The organism is Niveispirillum lacus (assembly GCF_002251795.1).
GTDB classification, from domain to species: domain Bacteria; phylum Pseudomonadota; class Alphaproteobacteria; order Azospirillales; family Azospirillaceae; genus Niveispirillum; species Niveispirillum lacus.
This window is the reverse complement of record NZ_NOXU01000022.1, coordinates 1-18,105: the sequence shown is the minus strand read 5'-3', so window position 1 is coordinate 18,105 and position 18,105 is coordinate 1. Positions and strand designations below refer to the sequence as shown.

General features: G+C 61.4%; 19 protein-coding genes and 1 pseudogene. 5 read left to right on the top strand and 15 right to left on the bottom strand.

The genetic code is table 11. The annotated features are described in order from the left end of the window. Positions 1–13: 13 nt before the first annotated feature. The 7 genes from CHU95_RS03995 to CHU95_RS03965 all read right to left on the bottom strand — a co-directional run bounded on the left by CHU95_RS03995 (position 14) and on the right by CHU95_RS03965 (position 6,400). Complete coding sequence (locus CHU95_RS03995; RefSeq protein WP_094453974.1) at positions 14–406, bottom strand: DUF350 domain-containing protein; 393 nt, start codon at positions 404–406, stop codon at positions 14–16. 118 nt (positions 407–524) lie between these two features. Beyond that, positions 525–1,109: a hypothetical protein gene (locus CHU95_RS03990; protein ID WP_094453972.1), complete on the bottom strand. Its 585-nt coding sequence runs from the start codon at positions 1,107–1,109 to the stop codon at positions 525–527. Next, positions 1,106–2,251 carry an AAA family ATPase gene (locus CHU95_RS03985; protein WP_094453970.1) on the bottom strand — a complete coding sequence of 382 codons (1,146 nt, stop codon included), beginning with the start codon at positions 2,249–2,251 and terminating at the stop codon, positions 1,106–1,108. Before CHU95_RS03985 ends, CHU95_RS03990 begins: the two co-directional genes overlap by 4 nt. Positions 2,252–2,349: 98 nt before the next feature. Beyond that, entirely contained in the window at positions 2,350–2,658 is a 309-nt protein-coding gene (locus CHU95_RS03980) for a type II toxin-antitoxin system Phd/YefM family antitoxin (RefSeq protein ID WP_207762368.1), read from the bottom strand. Positions 2,659–2,763: 105 nt separating this feature from the next. Then, a complete protein-coding gene (pnp, locus tag CHU95_RS03975) occupies positions 2,764–4,887 on the bottom strand; it encodes a polyribonucleotide nucleotidyltransferase (protein WP_094453968.1) in 2,124 nt (707 codons plus the stop codon). A 342-nt stretch (positions 4,888–5,229) separates the two neighbouring features. Further along, the gene (rpsO, locus tag CHU95_RS03970; protein WP_094453966.1) at positions 5,230–5,499 is read right to left on the bottom strand and encodes a 30S ribosomal protein S15; all 270 of its coding nucleotides are present in this window, start codon (positions 5,497–5,499) and stop codon (positions 5,230–5,232) included. Positions 5,500–5,833: 334 nt separating this feature from the next. After that, complete coding sequence (locus tag CHU95_RS03965; RefSeq protein WP_342744695.1) at positions 5,834–6,400, bottom strand: DUF1178 family protein; 567 nt, start codon at positions 6,398–6,400, stop codon at positions 5,834–5,836. Positions 6,401–6,548: 148 nt separating this feature from the next. Between CHU95_RS03965 and CHU95_RS03960 the strand changes: the two genes are divergently transcribed. Then, positions 6,549–7,685, top strand: a complete 1,137-nt coding sequence (locus CHU95_RS03960; RefSeq protein WP_094453962.1) for a class I SAM-dependent methyltransferase — start codon at positions 6,549–6,551, stop codon at positions 7,683–7,685. 448 nt (positions 7,686–8,133) lie between these two features. Here the strand turns inward: CHU95_RS03960 and CHU95_RS03955 are convergent, their stop codons facing one another. Next, the gene (locus CHU95_RS03955) at positions 8,134–9,123 is read right to left on the bottom strand and encodes a 2-hydroxyacid dehydrogenase (protein WP_207762367.1); all 990 of its coding nucleotides are present in this window, start codon (positions 9,121–9,123) and stop codon (positions 8,134–8,136) included. Between the two features lie 179 nt (positions 9,124–9,302). Here CHU95_RS03955 and CHU95_RS03950 point away from each other — a divergent pair, with 179 nt between their 5' ends. Further along, positions 9,303–9,881, top strand: a complete 579-nt coding sequence (locus CHU95_RS03950; RefSeq protein WP_245837851.1) for an SH3 domain-containing protein — start codon at positions 9,303–9,305, stop codon at positions 9,879–9,881. A 97-nt stretch (positions 9,882–9,978) separates the two neighbouring features. On the opposite strand, the gene CHU95_RS03945 is transcribed toward CHU95_RS03950, so the two are convergent. Beyond that, positions 9,979–10,581, bottom strand: a complete 603-nt coding sequence (locus tag CHU95_RS03945; protein WP_165771999.1) for an outer membrane beta-barrel protein — start codon at positions 10,579–10,581, stop codon at positions 9,979–9,981. Between the two features lie 378 nt (positions 10,582–10,959). On the opposite strand from CHU95_RS03945, the gene CHU95_RS03940 reads away from it, so the two are divergent. After that, positions 10,960–11,295: a hypothetical protein gene (locus tag CHU95_RS03940; protein ID WP_094453958.1), complete on the top strand. Its 336-nt coding sequence runs from the start codon at positions 10,960–10,962 to the stop codon at positions 11,293–11,295. Positions 11,296–11,305: 10 nt separating this feature from the next. On the opposite strand, the gene CHU95_RS03935 is transcribed toward CHU95_RS03940, so the two are convergent. The 3 genes from CHU95_RS03935 to CHU95_RS03925 form a co-directional block, all read right to left on the bottom strand. Beyond that, positions 11,306–12,094, bottom strand: a complete 789-nt coding sequence (locus CHU95_RS03935; RefSeq protein WP_094453956.1) for a lysophospholipid acyltransferase family protein — start codon at positions 12,092–12,094, stop codon at positions 11,306–11,308. Between the two features lie 81 nt (positions 12,095–12,175). Next, complete coding sequence (locus CHU95_RS03930) at positions 12,176–12,790, bottom strand: YdcF family protein (RefSeq protein WP_094453954.1); 615 nt, start codon at positions 12,788–12,790, stop codon at positions 12,176–12,178. Continuing rightward, positions 12,787–13,674, bottom strand: a complete 888-nt coding sequence (locus tag CHU95_RS03925) for a cell division protein FtsX (protein ID WP_094454276.1) — start codon at positions 13,672–13,674, stop codon at positions 12,787–12,789. The genes CHU95_RS03930 and CHU95_RS03925 overlap by 4 nt, the downstream gene beginning before the upstream one ends. Before the next feature lie 228 nt (positions 13,675–13,902). On the opposite strand from CHU95_RS03925, the gene CHU95_RS03920 reads away from it, so the two are divergent. Both CHU95_RS03920 and CHU95_RS03915 read left to right on the top strand, forming a co-directional pair. After that, entirely contained in the window at positions 13,903–14,865 is a 963-nt protein-coding gene (locus CHU95_RS03920; RefSeq protein ID WP_094453952.1) for a zinc-ribbon domain-containing protein, read from the top strand. Between the two features lie 305 nt (positions 14,866–15,170). Beyond that, positions 15,171–15,971: a class I SAM-dependent methyltransferase gene (locus tag CHU95_RS03915; protein WP_094453950.1), complete on the top strand. Its 801-nt coding sequence runs from the start codon at positions 15,171–15,173 to the stop codon at positions 15,969–15,971. Between the two features lie 151 nt (positions 15,972–16,122). On the opposite strand, the gene CHU95_RS03910 is transcribed toward CHU95_RS03915, so the two are convergent. From CHU95_RS03910 to CHU95_RS22320, 3 genes and pseudogenes are all read right to left on the bottom strand, one after another. After that, the gene (locus CHU95_RS03910; RefSeq protein ID WP_094453948.1) at positions 16,123–16,569 is read right to left on the bottom strand and encodes a YbbN family protein; all 447 of its coding nucleotides are present in this window, start codon (positions 16,567–16,569) and stop codon (positions 16,123–16,125) included. Positions 16,570–16,645: 76 nt separating this feature from the next. Beyond that, positions 16,646–17,728 (bottom strand): peptide chain release factor 1, encoded by a 1,083-nt coding sequence (gene prfA / locus CHU95_RS03905; protein ID WP_094453946.1) that lies wholly within the window; start codon positions 17,726–17,728, stop codon positions 16,646–16,648. 159 nt (positions 17,729–17,887) lie between these two features. Next, positions 17,888–18,105, bottom strand: a pseudogene (locus CHU95_RS22320) (hypothetical protein); the annotation flags it as partial.

Sequence of the window (18,105 nt, the reverse complement as noted above, 5' to 3'; positions counted from 1 at the left end):
AGGGAGGCGGCGATCAGACCGAAAGCGCCCCGGCATTCAAAATTCCCATGGCGATGGACAGCGTGCCCAGCGTGACGCCATAGCCCAGCTTGTCCGCCTCAATCCCCTGCCGGAAACCGGGCAGCAGGAAACAGACCGCCGCGAACACCAACAACTGACAGACTAGCGCCACCCCGCCCCACATCAGCAGTTCCACCACCGAGTAGGTGCCAGAGGCCACCGATGACAGGGCGATGGCCATGCCGATGGCGGTGCCGCCCATGCTGGTCGCCGCGGCTGAATTGCCCTGCCGGATCAACGTCCATTCGCGATAGGGCGTGATCAGCGTATAGGCCAGCAGCGCCACAGCCAGCAGCGCCACACAGGCCCCAACAAAGGTCAGATAAAGTGGCAGGGTTTCGAACATCGATCCATTGCTCCTTGTCCGGGCTGGCGGGGAACCGGCCGCGCATTTCCCGGCACGCTACGGGAGCGTGCACGAAATTGCAAAAAATGTTTGGATGACAGGCGGTGCGTGCAAGGGGTCAGAGAACCAATTTTGCTTCCAACCGCCGCGCCAGTTCGTCGAAATCTTCACGGCATTTCTGGCGGATGGCTTGGATGGACCGGGCGGCTTCGATACCCAGGCGCTGGCGGCCACCGCCTGGACCGTCGGCTGCCTTTGCAAGGGCTGCTACGGGTGCGAAATGCCGTTCCTTTACCGATATTTCCGTTCGGATGTCCTGCCAAGTAACACCATCGGGTAGCATCTCCTTTGGCAAACCGGCCAGTAGCCACGTCTCCAATTCCTCATGGGCCAAGCCGCCCAGGAAGCTCACTCTATCTCCGAACTCCTCCCCCACCTGACGGCAGAGATGATCAATTTTTGCTGCCCGATTCAGATCGCCATCCCTGTCCATGCATAGGATGAAATGGTCTATGCCCCAGCTATACTCGCGGACAGCCTGTCTAATTGTTTCTATCCGCATGGCAATGGTCCGGCCACCTCGCACGGGGTAGATCTCTACCGTTCCCTGGCGTTTTGCGTTTTGTTTCAGCAGCGCCTGGAAAAGCGGCTTCAGAATATATTGGTCGTTAGTGTGGTCTTCCGGAATGATCAGGAGGTTCATTCGGCAGCCTGCTTTCCGTCCATCATGGACAGGGCGCGTTCAAACCAGCCTGTCGCATGCAGGTGCCCTAACCCAGGTTGCTGACGCAGTTCCTCAATATTGGGGAATTCCAGTACAGGCTTGATGATGGCGTCCGACCGGCCGGGCGGGCGATAGACGATGGAGGTGGATTTCAGCGTCTCATCGCTCAGCAGCGACAGCAGTTCGGGTGAATGGGTCGTGGTCACAACCTGAATGCCGCTTTTCGCTGTCTGCCGTTCCAGCATGTCGATCAGCAGATGCAGACGCGCCGGATGGATGCCGCTCTCAATCTCCTCAAAGAAATACAGCTTGGCCGGGTTCGGCCCCAACAGGGCTGCCAGCAACGCCAGGAACCGCAAGGTACCATCCGACGCACTGACCGCCGAAATCTCCGCCCCGTCGCTTTCGACGAGGTAGAGTTGCACGAAGCCGTTGAGGTCGGTGCGAAACTTGAAGTCCACCACATCCATGGGCGTCAACGCCCGGACCCACTCCATCAGGGTTTCTTTGCGCGCCGGATCGGCGCAGATGGCCTGCAGGACGGTGGGCAGGTTCTCACCGTGGTCGCCGAGGACCTTTTGGCCAGGGGGAGAGGCTAACTTGGCAGCGTTGGGGTCGATCTCGTGGAAGCGTATACGTTCTAAGTTATGCGTGACTTCAAAGTTTTTGAGATCTGAGTTTGGCAATGGAGAGAGAGTTGAAAAATCCCAATAATTATTTGAAGATAACTCAAATATAGATTTTCCATTCTCACTTAAAGACTCGTAAGCAAAGCGAAATCTTCCATCAATATTGTATATCTCAGACCTGTAGTCGTAATGATTGGCATTGTCGGTGAAATTTAAGTTTATTAAGAAATCGGCTCTGTTGGATTGGATGCGTGCAATTTCATACATTGCTCCGCGCATACGCTCCCATTCTAGCTGCCCGCCACTTCCAAACTTTCCCCCAATAATCTCTGACAGCGAATACCCGCGCCCAATCCCATGCAGAAACCGGAACGCATCGCGGATGTTGCTCTTGCCACTGGCATTCGTGCCCAGAATCACCGTGAATGCACCCAGCTTCAGCTCGGCATCTGCGAAGTTCTTGAAGTTCTGCAGGCGCAGGCGGGTGATCACGGGTGGGTTCCTTTGGTCACGGTCCGGCCTTAAGATACCAGAGCCAGCAACGCCGTACCAACCCACAAGAAAATGGAAGTAGCGCGGATTACGCTTCGCTAATCCGCGCTACGATCTCCTTCATCAGGCTCCAACAGGTCCCTTTCCACAAACCGCCCGGCATCTGCGTCGGCAATGGATGCCAGGATACGCAGCGCATTTGCGGGCGAACTCAGCAGGTACAGGGTCTCCTGGATGCTGCGCCATTCGCTTTCGGCGATCACCATCATGGGTTCCGCGTTGCGGCGCATAACGCGCAGCGGGATGCGATTAGCCGTCACCGTGTCAAGGCAACAGGCCATGTTCCGTCGAAAATGCGTTGCACTGACCTGGGACATCTTGACCTCCATCAGAGCATTATAGTGCATTCGTCCGTTCCCCCCACCCCACAACGAAAAAGGCCGCCGGGTTGCCCCGACGGCCTGTTCCTTCACTCAACCATCATCCCGAAAGCCGGGAAGCACCATCAGGCATCAGCCCTCGGCGGCTTCGGCCTTCTTGGACAGGTCTTCGCCGGTCACCTGATCGACGACCTTCATCGACAGCTTGACCTTGCCGCGATCGTCGAAGCCCAGGACCTTGACCTTGACCGCATCGCCCTGCTTCACCACGTCGGTGACCTTGGCCACGCGCTCGTTCTTCAGTTCGGAAATGTGGACCAGACCATCACGGCTGCCCAGGAAGTTCACGAAGGCGCCGAAATCCATGACCTTGACGACCTTGCCGTCATAGACTTCGCCCACTTCCGGCTCGGCCACGATGCCCTTGATCCACTTGATGGCGGCGTCGGAGCACTTGCTGTCGACCGCCGACACCTTGACGGTGCCATCATCCTCGATATCGATCTTGGCGCCGGTCTGTTCCACGATCTCGCGGATGACCTTGCCGCCCGACCCGATAACGTCGCGGATCTTTTCCTTGGGGATGTTGATGACGGTGATGCGCGGGGCATTGCCCGACACTTCGCCGCGCGCGGTGTTCAGCGCCTTGTTCATCTCACCCAGGATGTGGATGCGGCCCTTCTGAGCCTGGGCCAGGGCGACCTTCATGATCTCTTCCGTGATGGAAGTGATCTTGATGTCCATCTGCAGGGCAGTAACGCCCGCTTCGGTGCCGGCCACCTTGAAGTCCATGTCACCCAGATGATCTTCGTCACCCAGGATGTCGGACAGAACGGCGAACTTGTCGCCTTCCTTGATCAGGCCCATGGCAATGCCGGCGATGGGGCGGGCCAGGGGGGCACCGGCATCCATCAGCGACAGGGACGTGCCGCAGACCGTGGCCATGGAAGAGGAACCGTTGGATTCCGTGATCTCCGACACGACACGCAGCGTGTAGGGGAAATCTTCCTTGGACGGCAGCAGCGGGTGGATGGCGCGCCAGGCCAGCTTGCCATGGCCGATCTCACGACGGCCCGGGCTGCCCATGCGGCCGGCTTCACCCACGCTGTAGGGGGGGAAGTTGTAATGCAGCATGAAGCTTTCGCGGTATTCGCCTTCCAGCGCGTCGATGATCTGCTCATCCTGGTTGGTGCCCAGGGTGGCAACCACCAGCGCCTGCGTCTCACCGCGGGTGAACAGGGCCGACCCATGGGCGCGGGGCAGGATGCCCACTTCGGCCACGATCTGGCGGATATCCACGGTGGAGCGGCCGTCGATGCGCTTGCCGGTCTCCAGGACCGCGCCGCGCAGCACGTCGGCTTCCACTTCCTTGAACATTTCGGAAATGGCCTCAGGCGCGAATTCGTCCTTCAGCGCAGCCTTGGCCTTGTCCTTGGCGGCACCCACGGCGGCGTACCGGTCCTGCTTGACCAGGATCGAGTAAGCGGCCTTCACGTCATCGCCGGCCACTTCCAGGATACGGGCCTTCACAGCGGCTTTGTCAAAGGCCGGCGGGGCGATGTCGCGGGGTTCCTTGGCGCAATCCTCGGCCAGGCTGATGATCAGGTCGATCACCGGCTGGAACTGGGCATGGCCAAACATGACCGCCCCCAGCATCACCTCTTCCGAAAGCTCCTTGGCCTCGGACTCGACCATCAGCACGCCTTCCTGCGTACCGGCAACGACCAGATCCAGGGTGGCGTTTTCCATCTGGTCGGCGGTCGGGTTCAAGATGAACTGACCATTTTCATAACCGACACGGGCCGCACCGATGGGGCCCAGGAAGGGCAGGCCGGAAATGGTCAGGGCGGCGGACGCCCCGATCATGGCGACGATGTCGGGATCATTCTCAAGGTCATGGCTCAGCACCGTGCAGACGACCTGGGTCTCGCAGCGGTAACCATCGACGAACAGCGGACGGATCGGACGGTCGATCAGGCGGCTGACCAGCACTTCCTTTTCGGTCGGACGGCCTTCACGCTTGAAGAAGCCGCCGGGGATCTTGCCCGCGGCGAAGGCCTTTTCCTGGTAATTCACCGTCAGCGGGAAAAAATCCACGCCCGGCTTCGGCGACTTGGCGCCGACGGCGGTGGCCAGCACCACCGTGTCGCCATAGCTCACCATGACGGCGCCATCGGCCTGACGGGCGATCTTGCCGGTCTCAATGACCAGCTTGCGACCGCCCCATTCCATTTCCTTGCGGAACACCTTGAACATCGTATCGATCCTTCCATCCGAAACCCGCAACACCCCGGATTGGGCGGCCGGGCCGGGGCCCGTTCGGACGGCCCCGCCTGTTTCTTGCCCCTTCAGGATAGTCTTTTCGCGCGGCCGGCATGGCGCGCATGGGAAAACGGCCAGCCGGAAGGGGTCCCGGCTGGCCGTCCACACCTCAACTCTGACGCGGTCCCCGACAGTAGCGGCCGCCCTGGTACCCGCCGCCGACACACCATCCCCCACCGCCGGAGCGGGACTGGATTGGGGTGTGTGCGGTGGGCTGTCTGTTCACGTCGAACATCACCTTGGGGTTCAGGCTGACTGTCGGTTCCGCCCCACGCCTTAGCGACGCAGGCCCAGGCGCTGGATCAGGCTGTCGTAACGAGCCTTGTCCTTGGCCTTGGTGTAATCCAGCAGACGGCGGCGCTGACCGACCATCACCAGCAGACCACGACGCGAATGGAAATCCTTCGAGTGGGTCTTCAGGTGTTCGGTCAGGTTGTTGATGCGCTCGGTCAGGATGGCGACCTGCACTTCCGGCGAACCGGTATCGCCTTCCTTGGTCTTGTACTCTTCGATCAGCGCAGTCTTGCGCTCAGCCGTGATCGACATCGGATGTCTCCAGTTTTAGATGATTGCGGGTCAGCGCACCCGGCACCACAGACGGCACCCTATCGACCGGGTTCCGGCAAGCCGGAACGGGTACGCGCCCACACGTAGGGGGGCCGGGCCGGGATGTCGTCCAGCACGGTCCCGCACGGGCGGGCGTCGATATGGGTCGGTAGATGCGCCAAACCCTGGCCCCGGTCAAGCGGAATCCATGGATTTCCGCGCCTGTGCGGGCATGGCTGCATCCTCGTATAAGGGATCATCGGCCCGCAACCGTTGGCCGGCGATGGGCGCAACATCAAATTGCCCCGGATCGGTCACGATCACGGACAGAATGTCATCCGTTCTCCGCTGGTAGCCAGGGGATACTGGTCACGGGCACCCCTTCTTCGCGCAGGGCCTCGGCTTGCTGGGGCGAGGTTTCGCCATAGATGGCGCGGCTTTCTACCTCGCCATAATGGATTTTGCGGGCTTCTTCAGCAAAGCGGTCACCCACGTAATCAGCGTTCTTTTCCACCTGTCTGCGCAGGTCCCGCAATTGGCGCAGGATCTCGGCCTGCGCTTCCTTCACTGCATCGGGCACCGCCGTCGGTGCCGGTGCCGGCTCTGTCACGGAGGGGACGGCCGCAACCGCCTCCTTCTCCCGCGAACGCCCGCCCTTTGCGATAGCCGGAGCCATCGGCGCCTTCGTCACCTTGGCGTCCCCGCAGACCGGGCATGTGATGGCATGCGCCGCCACCTGCGCATCATAGGCGGCACCGTTGCGGAACCAGCCCTCGAACCGGTGGTCCAGGCTGCATTTCAGATCGAACAGGATCATGGCATGATAGATGGTCGGAGAGATGACAGATACATGGCCCGTCCTTGCCCGGCGGGCAAGCCTGTTACAGGTCCGGGGTGCCATGCCGCACCCTTGGGCGCACGAACAACAGCCTCCATACCAAAGCTGACCGAACGCCAATCACCGGGACAGGGATCGGGTGTGGGGTCGGCAATGAGGGGGCGGCGCTCGGGCGTTCCAATACCCCCGCTTTTCCCATAGCATGACCTTCATGATCCGCGATTTGCCCTTTGCCCCGCCCTCTCCCTGGATTACCCGTTTTGCCCCGCTGCTGCGTGCCGGGGCCCGGCTGCTCGACGTGGCCTGTGGCAGTGGCCGGCATCTGCGCCATTTCCATGGCCGGGGACTGGCCGTCACGGGTGTGGATATCGACCTGCGCGGCGTGGCCGATCTGGCGGGACTGTCTGGCGTCACCCTACTTCAGGCCGATCTGGAGGGACCGGACGGCTGGCCTGCCGCACTCACCGGTTTTGACGGCATCATTGTCACCAACTACCTGCACCGCCCGCTATTGCCGTCCCTGATCGCCGCGCTGAAACCGGGCGGGCTGCTGCTGTACGAGACCTTCGCCAATGGCAATCAGCGCCATGGCCGCCCCTCCAGCCCGGCCTTCCTGTTGCGGGAGGGTGAATTGCTGCGTCTGGCAGCACAACAGGGGCTGCAGGTGATTGCCTTTGAGCAAGGCGAGGTATCCAGTCCCAAGGCCGCCATCGTGCAGCGTCTGGCGGCCGTACGGCCGATAGGCCCCAGCCCCGACCTGGACGGCGATCCCGAACCGATGCCCTTGCCGCCGGCCTCATCGTCAGCCGTGACGGTCACGGAAAACTGCGGCCCCCAGCGACCGTGTCCTGACCATGCTCCGGCAGGTGCCGCTGTCGCCCTTGCCCGCCTCTTCGCCCGCTGCCGGGTCATAAATCATCAGCAGATACCGGGCCACAAAGGCACCGCCGGGGGGCTGGCGTTCCAGGGGCAGAACCAGGCGCCGCACCAGAATACGTGTCCCGTCTGCGTAAATTACCTCATCCAGACAGGAAAGCGGCCGAAAACTGCCGGCACAGAACGCATAGGCCGGGATCAGGTCGGCAACATAGCTGGCCGGCATCAATGCCGACAGGGTCATGCCCACAGGATCAACACCCAGCCCGGCCACAACGGCCGATCCGGCTTTGATGATCCGGGCGTCACGGATAGACCCGCTGGAGACATCCAACAGCACCCCACACTGACCCGACGCCGTGGCAATACTACTTGCCATCGCCCGCGACAGCGGCACGGCCTCATCCTGCTGCGCGATGCAAAGCCAGTTGGCCAAGGCCGAATGCTGGGTATCGTCGGTCAGATCGTCTAAGCGGAAAACATCATGCATGCGCGCCAGTCCCTCCTTCGGCCGCAACTTAGTACAGGCCGCAACGTCTGGCAGCAGCAGGACGGGGAACCGAAAGGATAGGGTTACGGTTGCAGCGCCCGCAAACGCTGACTTCTTTCCCAGATCATGGTATACTTGTTTTATAAACGCCCTCAATGCGCCTGCCATTCGGAGGCGTTGCCCAGTCCGCTCTGAAACATATCTGGTTTTTCTGTTTCATACTGTTGCGTGGGCGGACCATTTCGGGGGAAAGGGCCCCTACGCTCTGAAACAGAGCAGATTTTGTGTTTCACAAGGTTGCGTCGGCTGAGCGCATTCGGAGAGGCACGGCATGCCCCTCCGATCTGATCAGTCATAGCGGGTACCGGGGGCGTCTGCCCCCAACCAGCAAACACAATCCCCCATTCAGTCAGGGGCAAGAAAAGAGAAATCAGAACATCATTTCCAGAACACGGTCGCGGGGTTGATGGCCGTCAACAAAGGTCTTGATATTGACGATCACCTTTTCCCCCATGTCGATACGGCCTTCCAAGGTAGCCGATGCCATGTGCGGCAGCAGAACAACATTGTCCAGTTTCAACAATTTGGGATCAATATTGGGTTCGTCCTCATACACATCCAGGCCAGCAGCCCCGATCTCACGCCGTTGCAGCATTCTTGCCAGCGTCGCTTCGTCCACCACCTGGCCGCGGCTGATATTGACCAGGATCGCCGTGGATTTCAGCAGCGCCAGACGTCGGGCATTCAGCAGGTGATAGGTTGCCGGCGTGCGCGGGCAGGTGATGGCGACGATATCCATCCGCGCCAGCATCTGGTCCAGGCTCTCCCAATAGGCAGCATCCAGTTCCGCCTCCACCTCGGGGTGGACGGGTTTGCGGTTATGGTAATGGATCGACAAGCCGAAGGCCTTGGCTCGCCGGGCCAGAGCCTGACCGATGCGACCCATGCCGATAATGCCCAGGCGTTTGCCTGCCAGTCGGGAGCCGAGCATGACTGTGGGCGCCCAGCCGGTCCATTGCCCGGATCTGACCAGCCTCTCGCCTTCTGACAGGCGCCGCGCCGTGGCCAGGATCAGGGCCATGGTCATATCGGCCGTATCTTCGGTCAACACGCCCGGCGTGTTGGTGACCAGAATGGATTTTGCGCGCGCCACGCGCAGGTCGATATGGTCGACGCCATTGCCAAAATTGGCGATCAGTTTCAACTGAGGCCCGGCCTGGTTCAGCAGGGCCTCATCGATCACATCCGTGACGGTCGGCACCAGGATGTCGGCAGTCCTGACCGCCTCTTCCAGTTCGGCCCGGCTCATCGGATGATCGTCCAGATTAAGACGGGTGTTGAACAGTTCCATCATCCTGGTTTCAATGACATCCGGCAGCTTGCGCGTGACGATGACCAGGGGCTTCCGGCGTTCCACCATGTGCGTTGATCCTCCCAGGGGCTGGCTGCCATAGCAGTACAAGTGCTGGCGGTGCTTGTCCATGATGGCGGGTGGCCGGCGAATGGTCGCTCATGCTTGACCCGGATATCCGGGGTACGGCACAAAGGGTTGTTAACGATTGGGCGCCCCGATCATCGGGCTGCCATGTGCGAGGCTGTGTGTTGCTGCAAACCGGGACGAAGACGCGGGGCGGGGCGGTGGTGGCGGGCGGAACCCGTACGCTGTTGGCCTGTGTGCTGGGCTGTCTGCTGACCGCCGGCCCGGCCTTGGCTCCCGCCCGGGCGCAGGAAACCGATCCACGCTCCGACATGATTGTGCGCAGCGGCCTACCGGTGCCGCGTTTTGTGTCGTTGCGGTCCGGAGAGGTGAATGTCCGTACCGGTCCCGGCCGTTCCTATCCGATCGAATGGGTGTTTGTCCGGCCCGGCATGCCGGTAGAAATCACGGCCGAATTCGATACTTGGCGGCGCATTCGTGATGTGGAGGGTACGCAGGGCTGGGTGCATCAGTCCATGCTGTCCGGCCGCCGCGCCCTGGTCATCACCGGCGAGTTGCGAACCATCCGCGAACGGCCCAGCGCATCGGCGGCTGCCGTGGCGCAGGCCGAACCGGGGGTGATGGGTCGACTTGTCTCCTGCAAGGGGCCCTGGTGCGAGGTGGAAATCCAGGGCTACCATGGCTGGCTGGAGCGAGACGATTTCTGGGGCATCTACCCCAGCGAAGAGGTCGAAGACTGACCCCAACTAACCGGAACCCGGGCCAAAGGGCAGCGGCACGACCATAAGGCCACCGGTCATCGTTGATAACCGGTGGCATAAAGACACTTGCTTTGGATCAGAAGCTGGCGCGGGCAGTCAGCTTGACGATGTGGGTGCTCAGGTTGCGGGCGCCGCCGCCTTTTGAATTGACCCACAGATAACGGTATCCGGGAGCGACTGTCAGCCCATCATAGATGACCATGTTCAGCCCGGCCTCGGCAAAGGCGGCACCATGGGTGCCTTCATTGATGACCAGCAGGTCGCTGCTGTTATCCAGACCGGCCAGCCCACCGCCCACGCCCAGATAAGGCTGGTAGATTTCGGTAACCGGAACATCGTAGTAGGCACCGGCCAGGGCCGTCCACACAGTCAGATCACCCTTGGCCTGAAACCCAGCGCCCGGCGTGACGACCGACGTACCGCGATCCACATCGGCCAGACGGCCAAAGCCACCTTCGACTTCGACGCGGATATTATCGAACCGATAACCGGCCGCCAGGGAGCCGTTGAATTTCCGGTCGGCATCACCCTTCAGCAGCGTCCAAAGCAGGCCTTGGTCATAGTTGGTGCCCATATAGGCGCCAACGGAAGAGGCGACATAAGGGCCTTCTGCGGCGCGGGCCGCACCGGCAGCAGTCAAAAACATGGCGGCGACCGCCAGCAGATAGTTGGTCTTCACGAATTTCATTCCCTGCAGGTTTCACATGATCGCCCCTGCGGCACAGATAGGCCTTTCGCTGCAACTGCGAAAGGGGTCGTGATGACAGATGTGGGGCGCGATTTTGCGGGGTTCGATCCGACATGGCATGTCATTAAATGGTCACAGGATGCAAAAAGGGCGATTGATTAAAATCACCGATAATTTCCTGATAATCCCAATATGAATAGAATATAAAAATAATCGCATTGTTACATTTTTTCGCTCGCACCTTGTGTTGGTTGCGATGCACAAAAATAAAGGCTCCTTGGATTGATTTCAGTGATGGAAATGGCGTAGCTTTTTACTGAGAAAAGCAAAAGCATGTTGCCATGCGATATGGAAATCAGGAGACCGCTGATGACTTCCACGCCCCGTACCGCTGTGGCCGTTGCCACCTTGCTGCTGACCGCCCTGACGGTTTCGGCTATGCCTGCATTGGCCGGCTGCGCCATCAATGAAGCCCCGTCTGTGCCCGACGGGGCTTCTGCTGGCGCAGCAGAGATGAACCGGGCGCAGGAAGCCGTTAAGGCCTACATTGTGGAAACGCAGGAATTCCTGATCTGCCTGGAGGGGGAGGCAAAGGGCAATTTTACGCCGGAAATGACTGCGCGGTACAATGAGGCCACCAACCGCATGAGCAATCTGGCCATGCAGTTGAATGCCCAACTCCGCAGCTTCAAAAGCCGCGGCTGATAACCGGCATTTACAGTCCGGAATCTGTCTCCGGCACGGGGGCGGCCGCCGGGCTGGCAGCGCTGGGGTTGAGTGTGGCTTCCCCACCCACCGCAACGGCCAGACGGTTGCTGGCACTTTCCAGCCGCGCCTCCAGTTCGAACAGGGCAACATCTTTGGGCAGGCCCGGCGGGATCGGCGGCAGGAATTCGATGGTGATCAGGCCGGGACGCTTGATGAAGGTCTTGCGCCCCCAGAAGACGCCGGAATTGAGGGCCATTGGCACCAGCGGCACGCCCAGGTCTTCATAAAGGACGGCAATGCCGACCTTGTAGGGTCTGTATTCGCCAACGGCGACGCGGGTTCCTTGGGGGAAAATCACAATCTCCCGGCCCATCGCCTTCATGGCGCGGGCCCCCCGGACCAGCGAGGCGATAGCGGCCCCGCGCTTGCCCCGCTTGACCGGGATCATCTGGGCCTTCCAGGCAAACCATCCCCAGAGCGGGATATAGATCAGCTCATGCTTCAGCACGATCGCCGGATCGCGGAACATGAGATGCAGCTTCATGGTCTCCCACATCGACTGGTGTTTGGCCCCCACCAGATAAGCCCCCTCCTTCGGTAGGTTCTCGATGCCCTTCACCTCATAGCGCAGGCCGATGATCGTTCGCTCCAGCAGGGTCAGGGTGCGCATGTAGAAGCGGATCATGGCCAACATGACCGGCCGCGGCATGACCAGTGTCCAGGCAATCAAGAAGCAATAAACCGCCGTCCAGGAGAAAAAGACGAGATTAAACAGCAGCGAACGGAGGAAAGTCATGCGCGTCTGGTCCGGGATGGTCGGCCTGCGGGGGGCTGCACTTAACCGCAAGGGCGCCACCCTGTCCAGGGCGGCTGGTGCTTACGGGGCGGGATGCGGTACCGTCAGGGCGGCACGCGTCACCGCCAACAGATATTTGTTATACTCGCCGATAATCAATTCGGCAGTGCCGGGCCAGTTCCACCAGGAATCCAGCCGTACCTTGTGCGGCGTTACCGGATGCGGCACCAGGGTGATGCCCGGCAGGGCGCGGCGGAACTCGACCAGGCTGCGCGGCATGTGGTAATTGGCGGTGACCAGACGCAGACTGGTAAACCCCTCTTCCGCTATCCAGCGGGCGGTCTCCACTGCGTTGCCTTCGGTATCGTCAGCGTCATAACCCAGCCTTACACAGCATTCCAAATCGTTGCCCGACTTGGATGACATGGCCAGCAGTTCCCGCACCTCTACCCCGCGATAGACGCCACTGATGAAGAGTTTACGGCCCTTGCGGGCGCGCAGCAGGTCGAACCCGACGGACAAGCGTTCGCTGCCACCGGTCAACACAACAATACCGTCGGTGGTGATCCCGTCATCGGGAGCCTGTCGCGGCAACGACGCCGCAAAAAGGAACAGGCCCAGCGCCCAGACAGCCAGCAGCAACGATGCCAGCAGGATCAGGCGCCGCAACTGCCGGGAAGCGATATGCCAACTCACGGCAACCGGCCCAGCGCACGCATGACGGTCAGGCGGGCCGTAAGTGCCGCCAGCAAGGCCGCCACCGCAGGGACAACAGGCAACCAGGCCCAATCTCGCAGCGACAGGGCCATATCGGGCAGTAGCGAGGCCCCCAGACCGCGCCCCGCCTGCTCCAGCCCGAACAGGGTGGCTACTGCCAGCAGGAAACCGACACCCCCACCCAGCAGCGACTGGCGCAGCATATGGCGTTGGAACTGCCCGGCCACATACCCATCGGTTGCACCCATGACATGCAGCAGTTCTACCTCCTGCCGATGGACAGCGAATCCGGCAGAGGCCGCAAAAATGATCGAGACAACGCCCGCACCGCCGATCAAGGCAATGATTGCCACTGCCACCACCTGGACCGACCGGGCCAGCCGACGCAGATCTCCCAGCCAGCGGGCCGGGTCCTCCACCGTCACATGCGGGGCAGCCCGCGTCAGTTGTTCGGCCAGACCGGCAATGTCAGCCCCGTCAGCCAGCCGCACGTCAATCAGGACGGGCAGCGGCAGTTCCGTCAGCAGGGCACCATCGCCCAGCCAGGGTTCCACCAGCGCTCGCGCATCGCCATCCGACAGCCGCCGGGCATCAGCGACAAAGGCACTGGCTGACAATGTATCCATGACTTTGCGGACACGTTCGTCCAGTTCACGGGCATTGGCGGTGCCGGTGGGTGCCACCTGTACCGTCATGCCGGCCGACAGTTCGCTGTCCCAGCGCCGTGCCAGGTCAGAAAGGATCAAAGACACAGCCAGGGCCAGGGCGGCCAGATAGACCATCAAAGCGATGATCCAGGGCAGGAAACGGCCCGTGGCGTCCTGGCTCAGCGGTATGTCGAAATGGGCGCGGCGCCTCATCATCCCCGATCCGGTTCTGCGCGGCCGGCGAACCGGCGGCTTGACGGCAAACAGGAATGGCATGCGGCAGCGCGCACGTAAAGTCACCTGACCCATCCGACGGAGGTATCATCCCTAGCACCCCCATCCTTGCGCTGAACCCATGCGCCCGCCTATAAGATATTGCGGCAGCGTGGTCTTGGTCACCAATGCTGCCCAATCGGTCCACCCGCATCCCGGCGCCCCTTCACGATGATCCTGTCCTGCCCGTCCTGTACGAAACGCTTCATGCTCGACGGGCGTCTGCTGGGTGAGGGCCGTAAGGTGAAGTGCGGCCAATGCGGCCATGTCTGGTTCGCCGAACCCAGCATGGCCTTGGCACCGCCGCCGCCCCCCCGTGCCGCCGCTGTTCAACGCCAAGCCGCTCCGGCACGGGCACCCCTGGCCAGCGTCGAACGCCCTGGTGCCAGCGTCAGCGGTCGGCCTGCGGCCCGCAACGCAGTATCACCGCCGCCGCCGCCTCCCCCACCGCCGGCGCCGTTGAACGAACCGCGTGCCACGCTGTTCGACGATCCACCGGCTGACGATCTGGCCGGATTCGGTGATGTCGGCTCGGCCAGCGGGGATGATGTCTTCGACAGTAAGCGTTTCGACAATGATGCGGACGACATGGGCCTGTCGCGGCCCTTCCGTCCGCGCCCGGTGCCCAAGGGCAGCAACCTGCCTGCCATTCCTGGTCAATCCAAGGCCCGCCGCGCGGCCATGATGGCCTGGGCGGCATTGGCGTTGGTGGTCGGCGGGATTGGTACCGGCCTCTATTACGGCAAGGACCCGATCATCCAGACTTGGCCCGCCGCGTTCCCCCTGTATGAAATGGTGGGGTTGGCCGAATTGCCTGGTACCGGCCTGTCGGAACCGGGTGATGCCAAGACCACCAAGGTTGAAATCCGGGACATCGAAGGCATCAATATGCTGTTCGTGACCGGGGAAATTGCCAACATGTCCGACCGTCAGCGGGACGTGCCCGATATCCAGGCCGTGGCCCTGGGTGAGGATGGCAAGGAGCTTTACGCATGGCGGATTGTGCCGCCGGTGCGCCGCCTGTTCCCCAACCAGTCGACAAAATTCGAGTCGCGTGTACCGGAACGGGAAGGGACACAGGCCAAGAATATCAGCTTCCGCTACGTCGCACCGGAATTGCCATCCGCCCATTGACGTGGTTGGATTAAACCAGCGCCGCTAACCGTGCCCGTTGCGCCGCACCATGTTGCAGAAATGTGACGCGGACCGCAAATGACGGAAGACACTGGCATTCTCGGCTGGCGATGAACTGGCTTTCGCGTATTGTCCGCCGTGCCGTAAGGTGTCGCGGGTAACCGCCACCCCACCGGGATGGAACCCTGGACGTGTCTCGCCGATCCGGGGATGATCATCTACAGCCGGCGTGCCAGGCACAGCCGGCTTTTCTTTTGCCTTTTCTTACCATGCGTGCAGGGGATGGCCGTGTTATCCTGCCGTCCATGTACAGTGATGTCCTTGATCTTCGCGAATTCTATCGCAGCAGCACGGGCCAAGTCGTCCGGCGTCTGATCCGTCGCCGCATCCGGGAGCTATGGCCCGACCTGCGGGGTCAGCGGGTCTTGGGTATCGGCTATGCCACACCTTATCTGACGATGTTTCAGGAGGAGGCAGAGCGGGTGATGGCGGTTATGCCAGCCAGTCAGGGCGTGATTGCCTGGCCCTCGGATGGACCAGGCCAGGTGACCCTGGCGGATGAGGCGGACTTACCGTTTCCGGACATGTCAATCGACCGGATATTGCTGGTCCATGGGCTTGAATGTACTGAGGAATTGCGCCCGTTGATGCGGGAGATATGGCGGGTCATGGCCGGTGGCGGGCGGTTGATCACGGTGGTTCCCAACCGCCGCGGCATCTGGGCACGGTCGGACAGCACACCCTTCGGCCTGGGGAGTCCCTTTTCGCCAGGGCAGTTACGCAGCACCCTGAAGGCCAACATGTTTGTACCGGAACGGGAGGATTGTGCCCTGTTCCTGCCACCGACGCGGCTGCGTTTCCTTCTGGCCAGCGCGCCAGCGGTGGAGGAGGTGGGCCATCGCTGCTTCCGCGCATTCGCTGGCGTGCATATGGTGGAAGCGTCAAAGCAGATCTATGCCAATGCTGCGCGCGCCAAGGTCCGGGAACGGCAGCGGATGCTTGCCCCGCAAGCCCGTCCTGTCTTCGGCCGGCTGGCGGCGGAGCGGGAACAGGCCGCACCGACAGAAGCGGATGTGCCCGCGCAACTGAAATCGGCCTCCTCGTGACGTCGGCGATCCCGGCGGCCAGAGGGGGAAACCGGTGCTGGGCCAGCCTCCCCCAAAGCGTCACGGCATGTCGCGGTGATCATCACAGATCATGGCACGTCAGTCGCCGCCAAACTCAATCCCGATAAGCCAAGGCTACCGGGATCTGTCATCAGCCCTTCACCAGGGTCAGTTTTGGCCGTGTCGGGGGCGGGTGGTAACCCGGTAATGCAGCGATCTGTCCGGCGATGACATTGGCAAAGTCGCCAATTCCGGGCCAACTGGTGACCTTGCCCATCAGCTTTTTGCCACGGAACACGAAAAACACGGGAATGCCATGCAGGCTGAAACGATTGGCCATTTCCATGTCGTCATAGACATTATCGTGCAGCCAGCGCACCTCCGGCCACAGAAAGCGCGGGGGCGCCGATAGAATGGCGTGTTTGGCAATGTCGCAATTAGGGCAGTCGCGCCCCCACAGAAATAGGATCGTCAGCGGCGGGGCGTCGGCCTCCGCCAGGACGGCGTCCAGTTCGCCGCTCGTCACCTCCCGCATGGGGAAGCGGTTAAAGAAATCCGGGGGTGTGCCGGGATTGGCCGGATTGCCTGGGTTGGACATCGGGTTTCCTCCGCCATTCTTATCGTGGGGCCCGCCAACAGACAGTCAGTTTATGCGCCGACGCGGTGCATCCGCATCATTGCAATTCGGCCAATCTTTCCGCCTCTTCCTGGGCGATCAGCGCGTCGATGACTTCATCCATCTCGCCGGCCATGAACCTTTCGATCTTACCATAAAGCGTCAGATTGATGCGATGGTCGGTGATGCGCCCTTGGGGAAAATTATAGGTACGGATACGTTCAGACCGGTCGCCCGACCCCACCTGGCTCTTGCGATCCGCGGCACGGGCATCGGCCAGCCGTTGGCGCTCTGCTTCATAAAGCCGGGCACGCAGCACCTTTAGTGCCTTGGCCTTGTTCTTGTGTTGGCTCTTCTCGTCCTGCTGGCTAACCACGATGCCGGTGGGCAGGTGGGTGATGCGAACAGCGCTGTCGGTAGTGTTGACCGACTGTCCGCCTGGCCCCGATGAACGGAACACATCAATGCGCAGGTCTCGCTCATCAATGTGGATATCCACCTCTTCGGCTTCTGGCAAAACGGCGACGGTGGCAGCGGACGTATGGATGCGCCCCTGGGTTTCCGTGGCCGGCACCCGCTGTACCCGGTGAACACCCGATTCGAATTTCAGGCGGCGGAACACGCTGCGTCCGGTGATGGTGGCACTGGCTTCCTTATAGCCGCCGATGCCAGTCTCGCTGACATCCATGGTCTCAAACCGCCAGCCCTGGGAAGTGGCATAGCGCTTGTACATCTCGAACAGTTCCGCCGCGAACAGGGCCGCCTCATCCCCACCTGTTCCAGCGCGAACTTCCAGGATAGCGTTACGTTCGTCCGCCTCGTCCTTGGGCAGCAGAGCAAGGAGGATGCGGCGTTCGATCTCCGGTAGCCGGCGCCTGGCTTCCAGCAGCTCATCAGCTGCCAGGGCACCCATCTCCCCATCCTCGCCCGCGGCCATAACCTCCAGATCGGCCATGTCGGCATGGGCCCGACGCATTTCGGTGATGGCCGCGGCGACCGGCTCCAGTTCGGCATATTCCTGGCTGGCTTTGACAAAAGCGTCGCCAGCCAGCGCACCCGAGGCCAGCCCATCGCGCAACTCATCAAACCGCAGCATCACTTTAGCGAGCGGTTCGCCAAATCTCGTTTCAAAATCCGACAAAGCAAAGGCTCATATGATGAACGCCAGACGCGGTGGATATAGGCGATCCTGGCGCTGCGGTCACCCGCCAAATAAAAAAACCCCGCCCGGTTTCCCGGACGGGGTTAGCAGGCTGTACTGCCCGACGGAACTGTGAACCCCGCTATCCGGGGAATGGCGTTACTTGGCGGCGATGGTGACGGTGACGGTATCGGCATAGTCGCCAGCGATATACTGATCGGAAGCGGCAACAGAAACCTTCAGGTCGGACTTCTTGTTGAACTGCGCGGTAGCGCGGTCAACCACAGCCTGGCTTGTCAGCGCGCCAGAGAAGCCATCATAGGCAACCGTATAGTTGATGGTGAAGTTGCCGGACTTCAGCTTGCCGGCATTGGCCG

Bases quoted from the DNA above. Each gene is read 5' to 3' on its own strand.
- CHU95_RS03995 (WP_094453974.1), bottom strand. From the start codon at position 406: ATGTTCGAAACCCTGCCACTTTATCTGACCTTTGTTGGGGCCTGTGTG.
- CHU95_RS03990 (WP_094453972.1), bottom strand. From the start codon at position 1,109: ATGAACCTCCTGATCATTCCGGAAGACCACACTAACGACCAATATATT.
- CHU95_RS03980 (WP_207762368.1), bottom strand. From the start codon at position 2,658: ATGCACTATAATGCTCTGATGGAGGTCAAGATGTCCCAGGTCAGTGCA.
- pnp (WP_094453968.1), bottom strand. From the start codon at position 4,887: ATGTTCAAGGTGTTCCGCAAGGAAATGGAATGGGGCGGTCGCAAGCTG.
- rpsO (WP_094453966.1), bottom strand. From the start codon at position 5,499: ATGTCGATCACGGCTGAGCGCAAGACTGCGCTGATCGAAGAGTACAAG.
- CHU95_RS03965 (WP_342744695.1), bottom strand. From the start codon at position 6,400: ATGGCACCCCGGACCTGTAACAGGCTTGCCCGCCGGGCAAGGACGGGC.
- CHU95_RS03960 (WP_094453962.1), top strand. From the start codon at position 6,549: ATGATCCGCGATTTGCCCTTTGCCCCGCCCTCTCCCTGGATTACCCGT.
- CHU95_RS03955 (WP_207762367.1), bottom strand. From the start codon at position 9,123: ATGGTGGAACGCCGGAAGCCCCTGGTCATCGTCACGCGCAAGCTGCCG.
- CHU95_RS03940 (WP_094453958.1), top strand. From the start codon at position 10,960: ATGACTTCCACGCCCCGTACCGCTGTGGCCGTTGCCACCTTGCTGCTG.
- CHU95_RS03935 (WP_094453956.1), bottom strand. From the start codon at position 12,094: ATGACTTTCCTCCGTTCGCTGCTGTTTAATCTCGTCTTTTTCTCCTGG.
- CHU95_RS03925 (WP_094454276.1), bottom strand. From the start codon at position 13,674: ATGATGAGGCGCCGCGCCCATTTCGACATACCGCTGAGCCAGGACGCC.
- CHU95_RS03920 (WP_094453952.1), top strand. From the start codon at position 13,903: ATGATCCTGTCCTGCCCGTCCTGTACGAAACGCTTCATGCTCGACGGG.
- CHU95_RS03915 (WP_094453950.1), top strand. From the start codon at position 15,171: ATGTACAGTGATGTCCTTGATCTTCGCGAATTCTATCGCAGCAGCACG.
- CHU95_RS03910 (WP_094453948.1), bottom strand. From the start codon at position 16,569: ATGTCCAACCCAGGCAATCCGGCCAATCCCGGCACACCCCCGGATTTC.